This is a genomic window from Streptomyces sp. NPDC018019 (assembly GCF_044327805.1).
GTDB lineage: Bacteria > Actinomycetota > Actinomycetes > Streptomycetales > Streptomycetaceae > Streptomyces.
In genome coordinates, this window is record NZ_JBIRGD010000006.1 from 58,766 (window position 1) to 75,850 (window position 17,085).

The following is a 17,085-nucleotide window of genomic DNA, read 5'->3' on the forward strand; positions in this document are numbered from 1 at the left end:
CTTGCGTGGGCGTACGGCCCGTGGGGGCTGGCAGGGTCCGGCATCGCTGTCCTGGCCGCCGCTCTCTTCGGGATAAATGAACAGAAGGAGTGACCGCCGTGCCGAAATTCTGGCGGACGCTCCTCAGCGGAATTCCTGAAGTGCGCAGCGATCCGACGGTCACGATGGACGACTGGGCGGGGATGTTTTCGTACGGCGGTCTCGGCTATTCGCTTCTGGGGCCGTCGGGCGGCACGAACACCGAGGAGATCGACAACGATTTCCACGGCTACGTCAACGGGCTCTACAAGTCCAACGGAATCGTTTTCGCCTGTATGCAGACGCGGATGCTCGTTTTCTCCGAGGCCCGTTTCCAGTACCAGCGGGTGCGCAGCGGGCGCCCCGGGGACCTCTTCGGTACGAAGAGCCTCGCACTGCTGGAGAACCCGTGGCCGAACGGCACGACGGGGGAGCTGCTCTCCCGGGCGATCCAGGACGCGGACCTGAGCGGCAACAACTATGTCGTCCGCGAAGCCGGGCGGCTGCGCCGACTGCGTCCGGACTGGATGCAGATCGTACTGACGGCACCGCCGAACGAAGCCGTCCAGTCGGATGTCCTCGGGTACCTGTATTCCCCGGGCGGCGTCGGCAACCGCGGTGAGCAGTCGAAGGTGTACCTGCCCGGTGAGATCGCGCACTGGTCACCGATTCCCGATCCGGTAGCGCAGTACCGCGGCATGAGCTGGCTGACACCGGTGATCCGCGAGATCCAGTCGGACAAGGCGGCAACGCTCCATAAGCAGAAGTTCTACGAGAATGCCGCGACGCCCAATCTCGCCGTCTCTCTCAAAGAGACGGTGACGAAAGAGCAGTTCAAGGAATTCATGTGGGCGATGGACCAGGCCCACGGCGGCGTGGACAACGCCTACAAAACCCTGTATCTGGGCGGTGGCGCTGACGTAACGGTGGTCGGCGCCGATATGCGCCAGCTCGACTTCAAGAACACGCAGGGTGCCGGTGAGACCCGCATTGCCGCAGCCGCACGTGTCCATCCCGCCCTGGTCGGCCTGTCCGAAGGGCTCGCCGGGTCGTCGCTGAACGCGGGCAATTACAGCGCGACCAGGGACTGGTTCGGCTCCGGGACGATGCGCCCGCTGTGGCGCTCGATCTGCGCTGCGTACGCACCGCTGGTGCCTGCGGAGACCGGCGCCCGGCTCTGGTACGACGACCGCGATATCCCTGCGCTGCGCTCGGACAAGAAGGACATCGCCGATATCCAGGGAACGCAGGCGTCCACCATCGTCGCCCTGATCACCGCAGGCTACGAGCCGGAGTCGTGCGGCGCCGCCGTGATGGCAGAGGACTGGACGCTGCTCAAGCACACCGGCCTGCTCAGCGTGCAGCTGACCCCGCCGGGCGAGACCGCGGAGCTGGCTCCGGCCGCCGCCCCTGAACCCGCGCCAGCAGAAGAACAGCCCGCCCCGGACGAGGGAAAGTGACCATGCCTGATACCGATCCCATTGACGGTGCACCCGTCAGGCTGGACGTGCCGGTATGCCGGGCACTTTCCCAGCATGTGGCGGTGCGCTCCGATTCCAGTACCGGCGGTATGCCGACCATGACCGGGCACTTCAGCGTGTTCGGCAACTGGTATGAGATCAACAGCCACTTCGAGGGCCAGTTCCTGGAGCGCATCACGCCGGGGGCTTTCAGGAAGACCCTGAGCGACGACGCGAGCCGGAAGAATCCCGGTGAGCGCATCAAGGTCCTGCTGGAACACGGCCATGATCCCCAGGTGGGCGACAAGCCGCTGGGGGTTCCTGTCCGCCTCGCAGAGGACGACCTCGGGCCCGCCTACGAAGTGCCTCTGCTGGACACCTCGTACTGCCGCGATCTGGTGCCAGCCCTGGAGGCCGGTGCCTACGGCAGCAGCTTCCGCTTCCAGGTGATGCAGGACGAGTGGAACGACAAGCCGGAGCGCTCCGACGGCAACCCGGGTGCTCTTCCCGAGCGGACGATCAAAGAGGTCCGCGTGTTGGAGTTCGGCCCGACGGTCTTTCCCGCCAACGCCTCTGCGACAGCGGGGCTCAGGTCTACCACGGACGACTACTACGACAAACTGCGCAGCCGCCAGCCTGAGCGGTACGAGGAAGCACTGCGGCGCGTCAGGTCCCAGCGGGCCGGGTCTCCGTTCTCACCCGCCGGCGATGTCGTCTACGCCGACTCTGCCGGGAAGAAATTCCCGCTGGGAACAGCAGATCAGGTCAAAGCCGCGTGGGCCGCTGTCAACGACCCGAAGAAGGGCGCGGATTACAGTCCCGAAGGCATCGCGGCGATGAAGAGCAAGATCCAGGCCGCCGCGAAGAAGATGAACATCACGCTGGACGGAAAGGCGGCGCCGCCTGCCAAGGGCGATGCGCCGAAGAAGAAGGGCACTCCGCCGCCCTTCGGCGGAGCCGCCCCGGAAAAGAAATCCGAAGAGCCGCGAAAGCACTCTGCGGGACAACCCCCATCGAATTCGCAGAGGAGTGATGACGACGTGCCCGAGCTGGAATTCCAGATGACGGTGGAGGAGCGCGCCGCGCGGCAGGAGGAGATCCGGTCGCGGCTGGCGGAGCTGGATGCTGAGTACAACGGGGCCGTGCTGCCCGAAGACCGACAGGCCGAATGGGATGCGATCAGCGCCGAGTTCGATGACCACCGTGTGGCCATCGAGGCGGCCACCCGGCGCAGCGCGAGGATCAGGGCTCTGGCCGGCGAGCCGGGGCACACCGAGGGCGGAGCCGACCTGACGGTTCCGCATCAGATCCGGACCCGGAGCGATGTGTACGACGTGTCGGCTCTGCGTAAGCAGGCCCGCTCGATGGACGACCTCGGGCGTCTGCTCAAGGACAACGCCCTGCGTGCTGTAGACGAGAACCGATACCCCTCGGCAGAGGACCAGCAGACCGCACAGGCCCAGGTCGAGCGGCTGATCCGTAACGTGGACGACCGGGAGGGCACCCTCAGTCGGCGCATCCTGACGACCGGGCACGAGCGCTACGACCGCGCTTTCGGCAAGGCCGTCCTCTCCGCGTCGACCGACACGCTCACGAATGAGGAGCGCGCCGCGCTCGCCATGGGGGCGGACGCGACCGGTGCGTTTGCGGTCCCCTTCCAGCTGGACCCGACGGTCATCATGACGGGCGCCGGCGTGGTCAACCCGATCCGCAGCCTGGCCCGCGTCGTCCAGGTCACTGGCAAGACGTGGCAAGGCATCACGTCGGCAGGGATCGCCGTCACGCGTGAGGCGGAGGCCACCGAGGCGGTTGACGGGTCGCCGACGATCGCGCAGCCGTCCGTGACGCCGACAAGGGTCCAGGGTTTCGTGCCCTTCTCCTTCGAGGTGGACCAGGACTGGCAGCAGATGCGCGGCGAGCTGGGCATGATGTTCGAGGAGGCCAAGGACACGGAGGAGAGCGCCAGCTTCATCCTCGGCTCCGGCCTGACGGTCAACCCCCAGGGCGTCGTCACCGGCGTCGCGTCCGGGCAGCAGATCGAGACGGCGGCGGTCACCAGCTTCACGGTGCCGGACCTGTATTCGCTGGCTGACGCTCTGCCCCCGCGTCACACCGGGAACGCCTCGTGGCTCGCGAACAAGGCGACGTACAACAAGATCCGCCAGTTCGACACCGCGGGCGGCGCGAACCTGTGGGAGCGCCTGGGTGCCGGTACGCCGTCGCAGCTGCTCGGCTACCCGGCGTACGAGGCGTCCGCCATGGCGACGGCGCTGACAGCGGGTATCAAGATTCTGCTGCTCGGGGACTTCAAGAAGTTCCTGATCGTGGACAAGGTCGGCATGAACGTGGAGCTGATCCCGCACCTCTTCGGCGGGACGGCGAACTACCCGACCGGGCAGCGCGGCATGTACGCGGTCTGGCGCAACTCCAGCAAGGTCCTGGACTCCGGCGCATTCCGTCTCCTCAAGGTCAAGACCTGATTCTGGCGAATTGCCCTGCTGCCTGCCGGGCAGCAGGGGAGTCGGTTCCGACCCTGAAGGAGGCGGCGTGTCCGACGACATCTACGTGGCCGCCACGAGCGGCACCATCCACCTGGACGACGGCACCGTGGTCCAGCTCCAACAGGGCGTTACCCGGGTCCGCGCCGGCCACCCCCTGCTTGAGGGCAGGGAGACCATGTTCCGGCTGCTCGACGTGCATTACGACGTGGAGCAGGCCACAGCACGCCCGGCGGAGAAGCGCGCCGGTCCGGGACGGCCGCCCGGCGGTAAGCAGGGCGCGTAATGGCCAACGTCATCAGGCCGCTGCCCAGTGCATCCCGCACGTTCATGGTGCTGCCGTCCGCCGCGCGGACCGCTGACCCGGACACCCAGGAATTCGAAGTGATAGGGCGCGGGTACGGCTACCGCGCCCTGGTTCTGACGGTCGATGTCACGGCCATCACCGCGTCGCCCGGCCTCACGGTCACTGTGTCCGGTGTCGACCGCGTGAGCGGCAAGCTCTACACGGTTCTCGCGTCGGCGTCCCTCGTGGCGACCGGCACGACGGTGCTGCGCATCGGGCCGGGGCTCGCCGCCGTCACCAACCTGACGGCGGCTGATTACCTGCCGCCCGTGTGGCGCGTGACGGTGACGCACGCGGATACCGATTCCATCACCTATTCCGTCGGCGGAATGCTGGCCCCCTGATGCCCCTTGCTGCCTACCTGACGATGATGGGGGGCGTTACGACGATGAGTGAGCCGTACGCCTCGCTGGCCGACCTCAAGTCGTACATGTCCATCGAACAGGACATGTACGACGACGTTCTGATCCAGGCGCTTGACTCCGCGAGCCGTGAGATCGAACTGCACTGCAACCGGCAGTTCAACAAGGACGTGACCGCCAGCTCCCGCGAGTTCGATGCGGACAACCGCCGCTGGGTGCATGTCGATGACTTCTGGACTCCAACGGGCCTGGTGGTAGAAACCGGCCCCGGTTTCTCGGTTACGTGGGCCACGACGGATTACCGCCTGCGTCCGCTGAACGGGGTGGTGGACGGCCAGCCCGGCTGGCCGTTCTCGAAGCTGGTGCCGTCCGGCATGGGCCGCTACCGCTTCGACCGGTACGGCGTCCGCGTCACCGCGAAATGGGGCTGGGTCGCAGTTCCCGCCCCGGTGAAACAGGCGTGCCTGATCATGGCGGCTGAGACGTTCCAGATCAAGGACGCGCCGTTCGGTGTTGCGGGAATGGACCAGTACGGCGCCATCCGTGTGCGCGACAACCGTATGGCGCAGACCAAGCTCCGGCGTTACTGCCGTGACCCGATTCCCGTGGGGTGACATGGCGACGCTGGGTGAAATCAAACAGGCCGTCAAGGCGACGCTGAAAGCTCACATTCCACGGCTCAATGTCTACGGCGACGTACCGGATGTGTCCCAACTTCCCGCCGTGGTGGTGCTCCCCGCGAAGTCTTCCGCTGGTGGACTCGTCTGCGATTTCAACGGGGCGATGGGGCGCGGCCTCGACACATGGCGCCTGGACCTCTACGTGCTCGTATCCCGGACGGAAACCACGCTGGGGCAGCAGTCTCTCGATGCCTACGTTTCCGGCGCCGGGAAGCGGAGTCTGCGGCGTGTCTTCTTCGAGCACAGTGACCTCGGTCTGAGCGACGGCACCGATGCCCATCCGGAAGGCATCAGCGATTACGGCGGCAATTTCGCGACCGCCTCTATTGACCACGTGGGCGCGGTTGTGCGGCTCATCGTGCGCACGACTGGCGCCTAGGAGAGGTAATCATGTCGCTCAGGACGACACAGGTCATTGTCCCCGCCGGAACCGCTCCGACCTTCACGGCTGCCACCGCTTCCGACACGATGGAAGTCGGCGAGCGTGTGTGGGTGGAATACCGCAGTACGCACAGTGCGACGACCACTGTCACGGTAATTGGTGAGCGGGAACTGGAGAATGGCGACGTAACGCCCAACAAGGTCTACACGCTGGGTATCGGCAGCGTCACGATGTCGGAGCTGCGTATCCCGCTCTACAAGAGCTACCAGGATGCGACGACCGGCGTTGCCGCCATCACCACGTCGCAGCAGACCGGCGTGACCATGGCCGTCGTGAGGCGGTGACCATGCCGCGTGCGACGCACAGGGCAGAGCCGCCTCTCATCCAGGACCGCTCCGCCGACAATCCCGCAGCAACCCGCAGGGCTGTCCGGGAAGAGGCGAGGGTCCGCGCTTTCGAGGTCACCGGCCCGAAGCCGGTGGCCGGCCGCGTGCGCGGCGAGCGGGTCGACCTCTGCCTCACCGAAGCGCAGGCGCAGGCGCTCATCGAAGCCGGGCATGTGGTGCCCGCAGAAGCCGAACGGCCATCAGTGGCCGCCAAGAAGGGTGACGACTGATGGCAAAGCTCGTACTGCGGGACTGCTCGATCGTGGTGAACTCCGTTGATTTCTCCGACCATGTTTCATCGGTAGAAATCAACCTCGTCAAGGATGAGGTCGAGACGACCAACTTTTCCGGCTCCGGCCGCGAGCGGGTCGCCGGACTGAAAGACGACAGCATAGTTGTCAACTTCCAGCAGGACTTCGCCGCCGGCGAGGTCGACGCGACGCTGTACCCGCTGTGGAACAACGAAACGGAATTCACCGTCGTTGTGAAGCCGACCGCCGCATCGGTCTCGGCGTCGAACCCTTCGTACACAGCGACATGCATCCTCCTTGAGTACCAGCCGCTGGCCGGCGACGTGGGCGACCTCTCCGAGACCGAGGTGACGTTCCCGACGCAGCGGACCGGAGTCACGCGGGCGACCGCCTGATGGCCGGGAGCCTGGGTTACCGCGTCCATGCAGGCGATGAGTACAAGCGTGTCGAGGCGGCTCTGCGTGCGGTAGGCAAGAGCTTGCCTGATCAGCTCCGGGAGGAAATGGCAGAAGCCGTGGCTCCGCTGGTTGCCCGCGTGAAGCAGAACGTCCGCAGTATCCCCGCCGCCGGCCGGTCCGGCTCCACGGGGCTCCGGCAGCGTGTCGCCCGCGGTGTGCGCGTCCAGCAGACCGGCCGTGCCGCTCTGCGAGTGGTGGCGACGATGGCCAGGCCGGATGAGGAGTCTCTTCCGCTGGGGCTGGACAGCCCCAGCGGCTGGAGGCACCCCGTGTTCGGGCACCGGGACCGGTGGGTAACGCAGCGCACCAGAGGCAGCTGGTTCCGGGACGAGATCGCGGCAGGTGGTGACGAAGTCCAGCGTCGGCTGCACGCCGCACTGGAGCGCGCCGCGCAGACGATCGCCGCCGCCGGTAGCGGTTGACCGAAGGGCTGGCCGCCGCCATGCGGGTGCGCCGGCCAGCCCGGACATAGCGAAGTCCCGGCGCATCCCGCCGGGACTTCGCTATGTCTCAGAGGGCTGCCTCGTACTGCCGCCGCACGTTCGCCGAGATCCGGCCGCGGGAATTGACATCGATCCCGTGAGCCTTCGCCCATTCTCGGATCTTTGTGCTCTCGCCGGTGCGCTGCGGCTGACGGGCGCGAGCGCTCATCCCGGACTTGCGTCCCGCCGTGATGTAGGGCCCCACGGCTTCGAGCAGGCGCTCGTAGCTTTCGGGGGCCAGGTCGATTTCGTAGCTCACGCCGTCCAGCGAGAACGTGTGAGCTGCCACCTCATCCGATTCTTTTCCGGTGAGATCGTCCGTGTAGATCGTGACAATTTTCTGAGCCATGAACGGATGCTACAGCAGCACTTGCCCATTCCCAACCGGTGTCCGGCCACCCGCAGTTGAAGGGATCACCCGCAATGTCATACCTGTCCCGTGACGACATCCTCAAGGCCGATGACCTCAAGACGGAGGATGTGCCGGTGCCCGAATGGGGCGGTACCGTGCGGCTCAAGATGCTCACCGGCACCGAGCGCGATGCTTTCGAGGCCAGCATGGTCGAGACGCGCGGCGGCAAGCAGAAGCAGAACATGACCAACTTCCGTGCCCGCATGATCGCTCTGTGCGTCATCGACGGCGAAGGCGCCAAGCTGTTCAATGCGGCGGACGTGAAACTGCTCGGCGCCAAGTCCAGCGCTGCCCTGGGGCGTGTATTCGACAAGTGCCAGGAGATGAACGGTTTCTCGGACAGTGACGTGGAAGAACTGACCGAGGGTTTCGGCGACGGCCCGAGCGAGGACTCTACTTCCGGCTAGCCCTGGCCCTGGGCATGACGGTCGCCGAACTCCTGGCCCGCACCGACGCACGGGAGCTGGCGGAGTGGGCCGCCTACGAGCGCTACGCGGGTCCTCTCGGGCCCGCCTACCGGGACGAAGCGCTGGCGGCCATCCATGAGCAGCTTCAGCGGCTCAACCGGATTCAGGGTGCTGCCCACTTCACGGACAAGAAGCACCGTAAGAATCCGGCGCCCGAGCCGAAGCCCTACCCCCGTCCCCGTGAGGTCTTCCGGCGCGAAGAGGACGACGAAGAGGACGGCACAACTGAATAGGGCGGGCGGTGACTCATGGCCACGATCACCGCCCTGAACTTCAACATCAACACCCGGTACAGCGGCACGGGCATCGCCGAAGCCCGCGCTGCCATGACGGCCTTTGACGAAGAGGTGCAGCGGCAGAACCGGGCCCGTGCCGTCACCGAGGCGCAGCGCCACCGTCTGGAGGCCGCTGAGGCTGCTGCCCGCCTGACCGCCCAGCGCCGTGAGCTGGACCAGGCGCTGCGTGAGCGGGAAGCGGCATGGGTCCGTGAGCTGACACGGCGCCAGAACGCTCTGGCTGCACAGGTGGAAGCCGACCGCCAGCACTGGGTCCAGATACGGGACAACCAGAGGACCGCTCTCAGCAACATCGCGACGGCGTTCACCAAGAGCGTCGCGACCATGCTCAACGCGATTCTTCTGCTGGGGCCCGCGATTGTCCCGATTGCGGGCGGCCTGGCGGCAGTCGGCGCTGCGGCCGGCACCTCGTTCGCTCTGGCCGGCGCAGCAGCGGGCTTCTTCGGTGCGGCTCTGATGGGCGCGGTGCAGGCCACTGTCGGCGCGAACAGCGCGGTCGGCGCTACCGGTACCGCACTGAATGCTGCCCGGAATGCTCTGGACAGGACGGTAGTCGGAACCAAAGAGTACGCCGCGGCGCAGGCCAAGGTTACTCAGCTGGAAAAGGCCCATGAGGCTGCCCTGCGTGCGCTGCCTCCGGTGCAGGAGGCGTTCGCCCGTTCCGTCGACGGAACGAAGGATGCCTGGCAGAAGTTCATCCAGAGCACGACCAGCTCTACTTTGCGTCCCGCCACCACCATGGTTCAGGCGGCGACGTACGCCATTCCGCAGCTGACCAGCGTCGTCAAAGCGGTGGCCCCGGAGATGCAGCGGGTCGCCGATGCGACGAAGCGCTGGGTGACCGAAGGCGGGCTGGACCGCTTCCTGACGTTCGTCAAGATGTACGGCGTGCCCGCGCTGCACAACTTCATCGAGGCCGGGCGCAGCCTGTTCGATGCTCTCGGCACGGGCATGCGGGCGACCGCTCCGCTCGGCGTCGCTTTCTCCGAATGGGTTCTGAAAGCCTCCGAGGCTTTCAAGCAGTGGGCATCGGGCGGGGGATTCGAAAGATTCCTTCAGTGGTTTCAGAGTGTCAAGGGGGACCTGCTCGCAGCGCTTCAGGATCTCGGCACGTTCATGGCCAATCTAGGTACTGCCATGGCCGACATGAGCGGAATGTCTTTCGGCGTCATCATGGTTTTCCTGAACGTGCTCAGCAAGTTCCCGCCGGAGCTGATCGAGGCTATTGCCTACGGTTGGCTGGCGTGGAACGCGGCCCTGCTGGCGTACAACGTCATAGCCGGAATATCCGCTGGAGTGACGGCTGCCCTTGCCCTTGCCGCGGCCCCTTTCGGGCTTCTCCTTGCGGGCATGGCGCTGACTATCGGTCTGGTCATTCTGGCCCTGGCCGCTCTGGCTGTCGGCATCTTCTTCCTGGTCAAGTACTGGGACACCGTCTGGAACGCTGTCAAGAAGACCGCGAGTGCCGTCTGGAACTGGCTGCGGGATACCTGGACCAGCATCTGGGACGGCATCAAACAGGTTGCGACTACGGTGTGGAAGTTTCTGACCAATGGCTGGGGTCAGCTGATCCTGGGATTCCTCGGTCCCATCGGCGTCCTGATTTTCATAGCCGCCCACTGGGACGAGATCTGGACCGGAATTAAGACCGTTGCGCTCGCCGTCTGGGATGCGCTCAAGGCTGCGTGGAACGTTCTGTGGGGTGCGCTCAAGGCCGTGTGGGATGCCTTCATAGGCCCCATCAAGGAAGCCTGGAACTCGGTCTGGCCCGAGCTGAAGCTCGCTGCGACGAATGTCTGGAACGCGCTGAAGGCTGCGTGGGACTTTCTGTGGGGCGGGATCACGCTCGCCTGGGACGTCTTCTGGTCGGTGTTCGGCCCGACGTTCAAGGCGGCATGGAACGGCATCGTCTCCGTCGCCAAAGCAGCATGGAATGTCCTCAAGGCCGGCTGGGAACTCATCTGGGCCGTCATCAAAGGCGTTTTCGATGTTGCCTGGGCCGTGCTGTCCAGTGCCTGGCAGATCGGCTGGACCTGGCTCACCGGCGCTGCCAAGATCGCGTGGTCGGTTCTCACTTCCGCCTGGGAAGTTCTCTGGGCCGTCATCAAAGGGGTCTGGAATGCCTTTTACGGCGTCTTCAAGGCGGTGTTCACCAGTGCCTGGGATGTCATCAAGGCGATCGCCACCGGCGCCTGGAATGTTCTCAAGGTTGCATGGGACGCGTTCTGGAAAGCGATCACAGCCGTATGGCGGGTATTCCTGGCGTTCTTCACCGGCAACTGGAGCGGTGCCTGGAAGGCTATCAGGGAGGCTGCCGAGGCGGTCTGGAGCCTGCTCAAGGCCGTCTGGACCGCGTTCCTTAATGCAATGCGGGCGCTCCTCAATGCCTTTATCAGCATCTTCACCGCCCTGTGGAACGGTGCCTGGAACCTGATCAGGGACGTGGCGGCTGCTGTGTGGAATGCGATCCGTACGGTCTTCAGTGCCTTTCTCAACGCCCTCAAGGCGCTGTGGAATACCGTATGGAATGCGATCAAAAACGTCTTCAATGCGGTGGTCGAAGCAATCAAGAACATCGCTCTGGCTGCCTGGAATCTCATCCGCTCCCAGGTTGAATTCTTCCTCGCGGTGGTCAAGGCTGCGTGGAACACTGCGTGGACCGCAATCAAGACAGCGTTTCAGAACGTCGTGAATGCGGTAAAGGTCATTGCCGATGCGCTGTGGGATGCTTTGCGGGCTGTCTTCAACGCCGGTAAGGACTTCCTCCTGAATACCTTCTGGAATCCCGTGAAGAACTTCTTCACGAAGACGATTCCGGGTGCGTTCGAGTCGGCTGTCAGGGCACTGGGTGTTGCCTGGGACAAGCTGAAGCAGGCCGTCCGCGCACCCATCCAGGCGGTTGTCGATGTCGTCTACAACGGAGGCATCGTCAAACTGTGGAACCTGGTGGCGAAGGTGTTCAACGCGCCGGGGCTGAGTAATTTCACCCTTCCCAAGTTCGCCAAGGGCGGCCCGGTCGAAGGACCGGGAAGCGGCACTTCCGACTCGATTGCGGCGCGGCTGTCGGCGGGCGAGCACGTCTGGACGGCGAAGGAGGTCCAGGGCGCCGGCGGGCACGAGGCCGTCGCGCAGATGCGCCGTAACGCCATGGGCGGTCAGAAGGTCCGCACGTACGGCACCGGCAAGCGCTTCGATGAGGGCGGCGGCATCCTCGGCACCGGCTGGGGCCCCGATTTTGGCCCGGACCTGGTCCCTGACGGCATCCTCGGCAACGCGCTGGGCACGCTCAAAGACCTGGCGCTGGGTGCGATCAGCGGTCCCTTCAGCGCTGCCGTAGACCTCATGGTCAGCGGCGCGAAGAAGGTGATCCGCGGCATCGTTCCGGGCGATGGCTCTCCGATGGAGAAGCTGGCCACCGGCATACCGGACAAGATCGGGGAGATAGCCAAGAGCTGGGTGTCAGCCCATGACATCGCTGCGGATGTCGGCGGCGGCGATGCTGCCGCCGGGCTTGCGTGGGCGAAGACGCAGGCGGGCAAGCCGTACCAGTGGGGCGGCAACGGCAATCCCTCCTGGGACTGCTCGGGCTTCATGAGCGCGATCGAGTCTGTCATCCGGGGTGAGAAGCCGCACCGCCGTTGGGCGACGGGCGCTTTCTCCGGCGGTACGGCGCCGCCGGGCTGGAAGCTGAAGGACAAAGCCCCTTTCATGGTCGGCATTACCAATGCCGGTGTCGGTCATACCGCAGGGACGCTGAACGGGACCAACGTGGAATGCCGCGGCGGCCAGGGCTGCATCGTCGGCAAGGGCGCCCGCGGCTACAGCGACGGCATGTTCACGAGTTGGTACGGCCTCGGCCCGTCGAAGGACGTGGGCGGCGGCGCGGCGAGCGGGACCAGCGCGGCAGCCGCGCAGGCCACGGCGAAGAGTTTCCTGTCCGCATACGGGTGGGGCACTGACCAGTGGTCGGGACTCCAGGCGCTGTGGCAGCGCGAATCCGGCTGGAACTACAAAGCCAGCAACCCGTCCAGCGGTGCCTACGGAATTCCGCAGGCGCTGCCCGGATCGAAGATGGCCAGCTCCGGCAAGGACTGGAAATCCAATCCGGCCACGCAGATCAAGTGGGGTCTGGGGTACATCAAGGGCCGCTACAAGACGCCGAACGCCGCGAACGCTTTCCAGAAAGCGAACAACTGGTATGGCAGCGGCACGCGCAGTGCCCAGCCCGGCTGGGCGGTTGTCGGCGACCAGGGGCCTGAACTGATGCGGATGCGTGGGGGCGAGGACATCCGGTCGAACAAGGAGTCTCTTGCCATGGTCGGCAGCGGCGATGACCACTTCGACATCACCGTGCCCGTGACGATCCAGGGCAATGCCACTCCCGCCACGGTGGACAAGCTGACCCGTGAGCTGCCCTCCAGGCTCCAGATGGCCCTGGCACAGGGAGTGGGGAGGCGTCCGTGACCGAGCTCGCCCACATCTGCACCGGCGACTTCCGCAATGAGGGCTGGACGCTGGTCGGTTCCGGGGTGACCCGGCTGTTCCACTGCTGGAACAACGACGATGACTCGAAGTACTGCCGTAACCCTCCTTATAAGGGGAGGGCCTGCGTGTCCTTTCCCATCGATATCAGCACGGTCCCTGAAGGCGCCGTCATCACCTCGGTCACCATCTACCTGCGGTGCGCGAAAGTCGGTTCCGGCTCCCGCTCGGTCACCATCAACATGTCCTGCTCGGAGGACACCAGCCGCTTCACGAGCAGGACCATCTACCCGACGACGACCATCACCACATACGAGATCGGCACCTACCAGCGCGACCCGCTCGGGCACCCGTGGGACATCCACCGGCTGAACAAATTGCTGTGCCAGGTGTTTTCGTACAGCGGCATCTTCGACTGCATCCGCATCTATAAGCTGTACTGCCAGATCAATTACCGGACGCGCCCGACAGTGTCGGTCGAAGCGCCGACCGGCACGGTACTCACGCCTTCGCCGGTCATCTCCTGGACGTACTCCCAGGCCGACGGCGACCCGCAGTCCAAAGCGCAGTACCGCGTCTTCACCGCCATCCAGAAGGCGGAATCGATCTTCAGCCCGGACACGACGCCGCCGGTCTACGCCACGACGGTCGACGGGGATATCACCTCGCTGACGCTGCCGACCTCCCTGAACCCGGACGTGTACTACGTGTACGTCCGGGTCTATTCGTCGTTCCTCGCGAAGTCGGTATGGGTCGGCCGCAGCTTTACCGTGCAGGGTCCGTCGCCCGGCGTGCCCGGCGACGACCACACCGTGAGCGGCACCCCCGGCATCGGCGTCGTCTCCGTCGTGCTGGACAGCTACGCCTCTGCCGTGGTGCTTACCCTGCGGGACAGCTCGAACTTGCTGTCCGTCCAGCAGGCGGACTTCGAGACGCTGACCGACGCGCTGGAGTACACGACCGCCAACTGCGCCGCCGCGCAGGACACCAGCGTCTATTTTGCGGGCGTCGGGTCGCTGAAGCTGACGGCCAGCAGCGCGGCGTCCATGTCCGTCCAGGGCGCCTTCGTAGAGATCGCGCCGCTCGCGCCGGTCACTGTCCGGGCTCAGCTCAAGGCGGCGGCGACCAGCCGCACGATGAATGTGCGCATCCTCTTCCACGACGACACGTTCACCGCCATTGCGGGGGCCGTCACGGGCACCGGTACGGACGTGACCGCGACATGGACCGAGGTCACTGCCACCGGCACCTCGCCCGCCACGGCTCGCTACGCCAAGGTGGAAGTCGAGATTGTCTCTCCGGCGAATGCCGAGATCCATTACGTGGACCACGTCGGGCTCATGTACGGCGCCAGCGCGCCCTGGTCCGACGGCGGGCACAGCTCCCGCAACATCCTCAGCTCCGCCTCGGCGACCGGCGACGACCCGAGCAGCGATGCTTGGGTGGCCGGCACAGGCAGCACGATCTCTCGCGTGCCCGTGGCAGGCGCCGGGTCGCACGGCACGCTGACGAAGCGGCTGACGTACACCGGCATCACGCCGTCCCTTGCTTTCAGGGCGACGGGCACGGCATTCACGAGCCCTACGTCAGGCACGGACTTCACGTTGAACAAGCCGGCCGGTACGGCGACCGGCGACCTGCTGCTCGCCTTCGTTTCCTTCAGCCAGCACGGCACCGTCACGCCGCCCGCAGGCTGGTCGGCGGTGAACTCGGCGTCGATTGACGACGGGACGACCGACACGGCCCTCTTCGTCCTCAAGCGCACCGCGGGCGGCTCCGAGCCGTCCACCTGGGCGGACGGAGCACTGGGCACCGCCAGCACGCGGCGCTGCGCCGTCGTGGTCGCGTACAGCGGCGCGGCCGATGCCTCCGATCAGTTCATCGCGGAGAACGTACTGACGCGCGCTGCCGGTACGCCCCTGTACCTGACCTCTGCCGTCGTCTCCAACACGGACGTAAACGCCTGGCGCGTGGCGGCTTTCGCGGTCAGCGACAGCACGGCCGGCGGCACGATGACGGCGAATATCGCGCCGCCGAGCGCCGCTCCGGCGATCAGCTACGTCGGCAAGGGCACGGTGTGGTCCGCCACGTCCAATGCCACCAGCTACGTGATCAACCGGCCGTCCGGTGTCATCGCCGACGACCTGTTGATCGCCACCATTGCGATCAGCGATCCGGTCATCGCCACTGTCACCGCTCCGGCTGGCTGGACGGTGGTCCGGCAGATCACGCAGACGGACAGCACGGCCCCGCTGCGCTTCGCCGTCCTGAAGCGCACTGCGGGCAGCAGCGAGCCGAGCAGCTGGACGGGCACGCTGTCCGCCACGGTCAAGCCGGTGGTGACGCAGGCGGTGGCCTACCGCGGTGCGGATATTGCCGCGAACCAGTTCGTGGCGGAGAACACCAGCCAGTCCGGCAGCGGCAATTCGGTTACCACGGCCACGGTCAGCAACACCGACTCGCGCTCGTGGCGCATCTCCGCTTTCGCGTCCTCGGGCGACTACGAGACATCGTGGTCCTACCTGTCCGAGGTCACAGAACGCTCGGACAGCACCGCCGAGTACTACGCGGGGGGTTACTCGTACCGCACGGCGACGCTCGCCATGGCGGACAGCAACGGCCCGGTCGGCACCGGATCGCATTCCCGCACCGGCTACCTGGGGCGCAGCTACTACGCGGGCGCCTCCTGGATCGGCATCATCAAGGCACTGCCGAGCGCCCCGGCTCCGGGCGCCAACGAGACCGAGCGCAATGACACCACGGTCGGCAGTTCCGACCCGTGGCTGACGATCGCGGTCTACGACAGCAACGGCGTGATCCCGATCGGTGCCACATCGGTGACCGGTGTCTTCGCCCCCGGCTCGGGCACGGACCTGAGCAGCGCTGCGTCCTGGATCGGCATCGTCAAGCCGGCCGTCCCCATCGTCTCGGGCAAAGCGGTCGGCACCATGCCGGACGCCGTCGACATCTCCGCCATCGACCCGCGCATCATGACGCTGGCGCAGAACAAGGTCACATTCACGAGCGCATTCCTCGGCAGCACGTCCGGTACGCCCTACCTGACGCTGTACTTCTACCGGGCCAACGCCCTGATCTCTTCGCAGGTGATCCAGGGGACCAGCTTCGGTACGGCAACCTGGGTCAAGAGCGCGGGCACTTTTGTCATCCCCGACGGCACGACACGCCTCAAGGGGGAGGTAAGCGTCACCGACCGGGCGGTCAGCGATCTGGTCTACTTCGACCGCGTCGGCATCATGCTCGGATCGTCCGGCGTGTGGAGGAACGGCACCGGCAGGACGACGCACGCGGTATGGTCCGCGCCGGTCATCCAGTACCAGGACGACGACGGCAGCGGGTACACCGACTGGGCGCCTCTGCCCGGTCTCACCGCGAGCCCGCCGAGTTTTGATCCGCTCTCCGGTATCGCGACGTACACAGATCACACAGTGATCCCGCTGACGAACCGCCGGTACCGGGCGCAGACGACCAGCTACGGTCTGGCCGGCGACCAGTTCGTCAGCGGGTACGGGCCGGCCAGCGATGAGGTCTCGATGACCGCGTCCAACTGGTGGCTGAAGGACATCAGCGACTCATCCCGGGCCATGCTGCTGCGCGTCAAGGCGGAGCCTCTGCAAGTCGGCACGACGGGCACCAGCGTCATGTTCCAGCCGCTGGGCGAGGACTACCCGGTCGTGCTCACCGAGGGCTACAAGGGCGACGCCTTCGAGCTGACACTGATCCTGGACCGCACCGAGCGGGCGCAGCTGCGGGAGCTGCTGGCCGGCGGCCGGACGCTCTACCTCCAGTCGGATGTGGACCACGCCTGGTGGGTGCGCCCGGTCGGCGACCTCCAGGCCGAGATCCAGCTCACAGGCCAGCGGCGTACGAACCCGATCCGTTTCGTGAAGGTGACCTTCGTCCAGGTAGCGGCGGAGGTGTAGAGCAACACCAGGCTGCCCTCATGACGAAGGGCAGCCTGGTGCCAGGGGCGTCAGCGTTTTCTCGTGAAAATGATACGCAGAATGAGCAGAGAGCGCTCCCGCATTCCGGGGTCCGGGTGGGCAACCGCGATGCAAATAAGTGCGAACACGGCGCACGTTGGTGC

The 17,085-nt window shown here is 65.8% G+C and carries 15 protein-coding genes; 14 read left to right on the forward strand and 1 reads right to left on the reverse strand.

The genetic code is table 11. The features are described from left to right. The first annotated feature begins 98 nt into the window (after positions 1–98). The 10 genes from ACH4FX_RS12440 (at position 99) to ACH4FX_RS12485 (ending at position 7,263) form a co-directional block, all read left to right on the forward strand. Positions 99–1,478, forward strand: a complete 1,380-nt coding sequence (locus tag ACH4FX_RS12440; RefSeq protein ID WP_398477920.1) for a phage portal protein — start codon at positions 99–101, stop codon at positions 1,476–1,478. Positions 1,479–1,480: 2 nt separating this feature from the next. Then, on the forward strand, positions 1,481–3,958 hold the full coding sequence (locus ACH4FX_RS12445; RefSeq protein ID WP_398477922.1) for a phage major capsid protein: 2,478 nt from the start codon (positions 1,481–1,483) through the stop codon (positions 3,956–3,958). Between the two features lie 67 nt (positions 3,959–4,025). After that, on the forward strand, positions 4,026–4,262 hold the full coding sequence (locus tag ACH4FX_RS12450) for a hypothetical protein (protein ID WP_398477924.1): 237 nt from the start codon (positions 4,026–4,028) through the stop codon (positions 4,260–4,262). After that, positions 4,262–4,666 carry a hypothetical protein gene (locus ACH4FX_RS12455; RefSeq protein WP_398477926.1) on the forward strand — a complete coding sequence of 135 codons (405 nt, stop codon included), beginning with the start codon at positions 4,262–4,264 and terminating at the stop codon, positions 4,664–4,666. The genes ACH4FX_RS12450 and ACH4FX_RS12455 overlap by 1 nt, the downstream gene beginning before the upstream one ends. 44 nt (positions 4,667–4,710) lie before the next feature. Next, positions 4,711–5,298, forward strand: a complete 588-nt coding sequence (locus ACH4FX_RS12460) for a head-tail connector protein (protein ID WP_398477927.1) — start codon at positions 4,711–4,713, stop codon at positions 5,296–5,298. Position 5,299: 1 nt separating this feature from the next. Then, a complete protein-coding gene (locus tag ACH4FX_RS12465) occupies positions 5,300–5,743 on the forward strand; it encodes a hypothetical protein (RefSeq protein WP_398477929.1) in 444 nt (147 codons plus the stop codon). An 11-nt stretch (positions 5,744–5,754) separates the two neighbouring features. Further along, positions 5,755–6,090, forward strand: a complete 336-nt coding sequence (locus ACH4FX_RS12470) for a hypothetical protein (protein WP_398477931.1) — start codon at positions 5,755–5,757, stop codon at positions 6,088–6,090. A 2-nt stretch (positions 6,091–6,092) separates the two neighbouring features. Beyond that, the gene (locus ACH4FX_RS12475; protein WP_398477933.1) at positions 6,093–6,362 is read left to right on the forward strand and encodes a hypothetical protein; all 270 of its coding nucleotides are present in this window, start codon (positions 6,093–6,095) and stop codon (positions 6,360–6,362) included. After that, on the forward strand, positions 6,362–6,778 hold the full coding sequence (locus tag ACH4FX_RS12480) for a hypothetical protein (protein ID WP_398477935.1): 417 nt from the start codon (positions 6,362–6,364) through the stop codon (positions 6,776–6,778). The genes ACH4FX_RS12475 and ACH4FX_RS12480 overlap by 1 nt, the downstream gene beginning before the upstream one ends. Before the next feature lie 140 nt (positions 6,779–6,918). Beyond that, positions 6,919–7,263 (forward strand): hypothetical protein, encoded by a 345-nt coding sequence (locus tag ACH4FX_RS12485; protein WP_398477936.1) that lies wholly within the window; start codon positions 6,919–6,921, stop codon positions 7,261–7,263. Between the two features lie 88 nt (positions 7,264–7,351). Here the strand turns inward: ACH4FX_RS12485 and ACH4FX_RS12490 are convergent, their stop codons facing one another. After that, positions 7,352–7,672, reverse strand: coding sequence for an Lsr2 family protein (locus tag ACH4FX_RS12490; protein WP_398477938.1), 321 nt, complete (start codon positions 7,670–7,672; stop codon positions 7,352–7,354). Positions 7,673–7,746: 74 nt separating this feature from the next. Between ACH4FX_RS12490 and ACH4FX_RS12495 the strand changes: the two genes are divergently transcribed. Genes ACH4FX_RS12495 through ACH4FX_RS12510 form a run of 4 tightly spaced genes read left to right on the forward strand, consistent with a single transcriptional unit; the run spans position 7,747 to position 16,921 of the window. Beyond that, the gene (locus ACH4FX_RS12495; protein WP_398477940.1) at positions 7,747–8,142 is read left to right on the forward strand and encodes a hypothetical protein; all 396 of its coding nucleotides are present in this window, start codon (positions 7,747–7,749) and stop codon (positions 8,140–8,142) included. Between the two features lie 14 nt (positions 8,143–8,156). Continuing rightward, the gene (locus ACH4FX_RS12500; protein WP_398477942.1) at positions 8,157–8,435 is read left to right on the forward strand and encodes a hypothetical protein; all 279 of its coding nucleotides are present in this window, start codon (positions 8,157–8,159) and stop codon (positions 8,433–8,435) included. Between the two features lie 15 nt (positions 8,436–8,450). Further along, the gene (locus tag ACH4FX_RS12505) at positions 8,451–12,962 is read left to right on the forward strand and encodes a transglycosylase SLT domain-containing protein (RefSeq protein ID WP_398477944.1); all 4,512 of its coding nucleotides are present in this window, start codon (positions 8,451–8,453) and stop codon (positions 12,960–12,962) included. After that, complete coding sequence (locus ACH4FX_RS12510; RefSeq protein ID WP_398477946.1) at positions 12,959–16,921, forward strand: hypothetical protein; 3,963 nt, start codon at positions 12,959–12,961, stop codon at positions 16,919–16,921. Before ACH4FX_RS12505 ends, ACH4FX_RS12510 begins: the two co-directional genes overlap by 4 nt. The last annotated feature ends 164 nt before the right edge of the window (positions 16,922–17,085 follow it).

Bases quoted from the DNA above. Each gene is read 5' to 3' on its own strand.
- ACH4FX_RS12475 (WP_398477933.1), top strand. From the start codon at position 6,093: ATGCCGCGTGCGACGCACAGGGCAGAGCCGCCTCTCATCCAGGACCGC.
- ACH4FX_RS12455 (WP_398477926.1), top strand. From the start codon at position 4,262: ATGGCCAACGTCATCAGGCCGCTGCCCAGTGCATCCCGCACGTTCATG.
- ACH4FX_RS12470 (WP_398477931.1), top strand. From the start codon at position 5,755: ATGTCGCTCAGGACGACACAGGTCATTGTCCCCGCCGGAACCGCTCCG.
- ACH4FX_RS12465 (WP_398477929.1), top strand. From the start codon at position 5,300: ATGGCGACGCTGGGTGAAATCAAACAGGCCGTCAAGGCGACGCTGAAA.
- ACH4FX_RS12445 (WP_398477922.1), top strand. From the start codon at position 1,481: ATGCCTGATACCGATCCCATTGACGGTGCACCCGTCAGGCTGGACGTG.
- ACH4FX_RS12500 (WP_398477942.1), top strand. From the start codon at position 8,157: ATGACGGTCGCCGAACTCCTGGCCCGCACCGACGCACGGGAGCTGGCG.
- ACH4FX_RS12495 (WP_398477940.1), top strand. From the start codon at position 7,747: ATGTCATACCTGTCCCGTGACGACATCCTCAAGGCCGATGACCTCAAG.
- ACH4FX_RS12490 (WP_398477938.1), bottom strand. From the start codon at position 7,672: ATGGCTCAGAAAATTGTCACGATCTACACGGACGATCTCACCGGAAAA.
- ACH4FX_RS12480 (WP_398477935.1), top strand. From the start codon at position 6,362: ATGGCAAAGCTCGTACTGCGGGACTGCTCGATCGTGGTGAACTCCGTT.
- ACH4FX_RS12460 (WP_398477927.1), top strand. From the start codon at position 4,711: ATGAGTGAGCCGTACGCCTCGCTGGCCGACCTCAAGTCGTACATGTCC.
- ACH4FX_RS12505 (WP_398477944.1), top strand. From the start codon at position 8,451: ATGGCCACGATCACCGCCCTGAACTTCAACATCAACACCCGGTACAGC.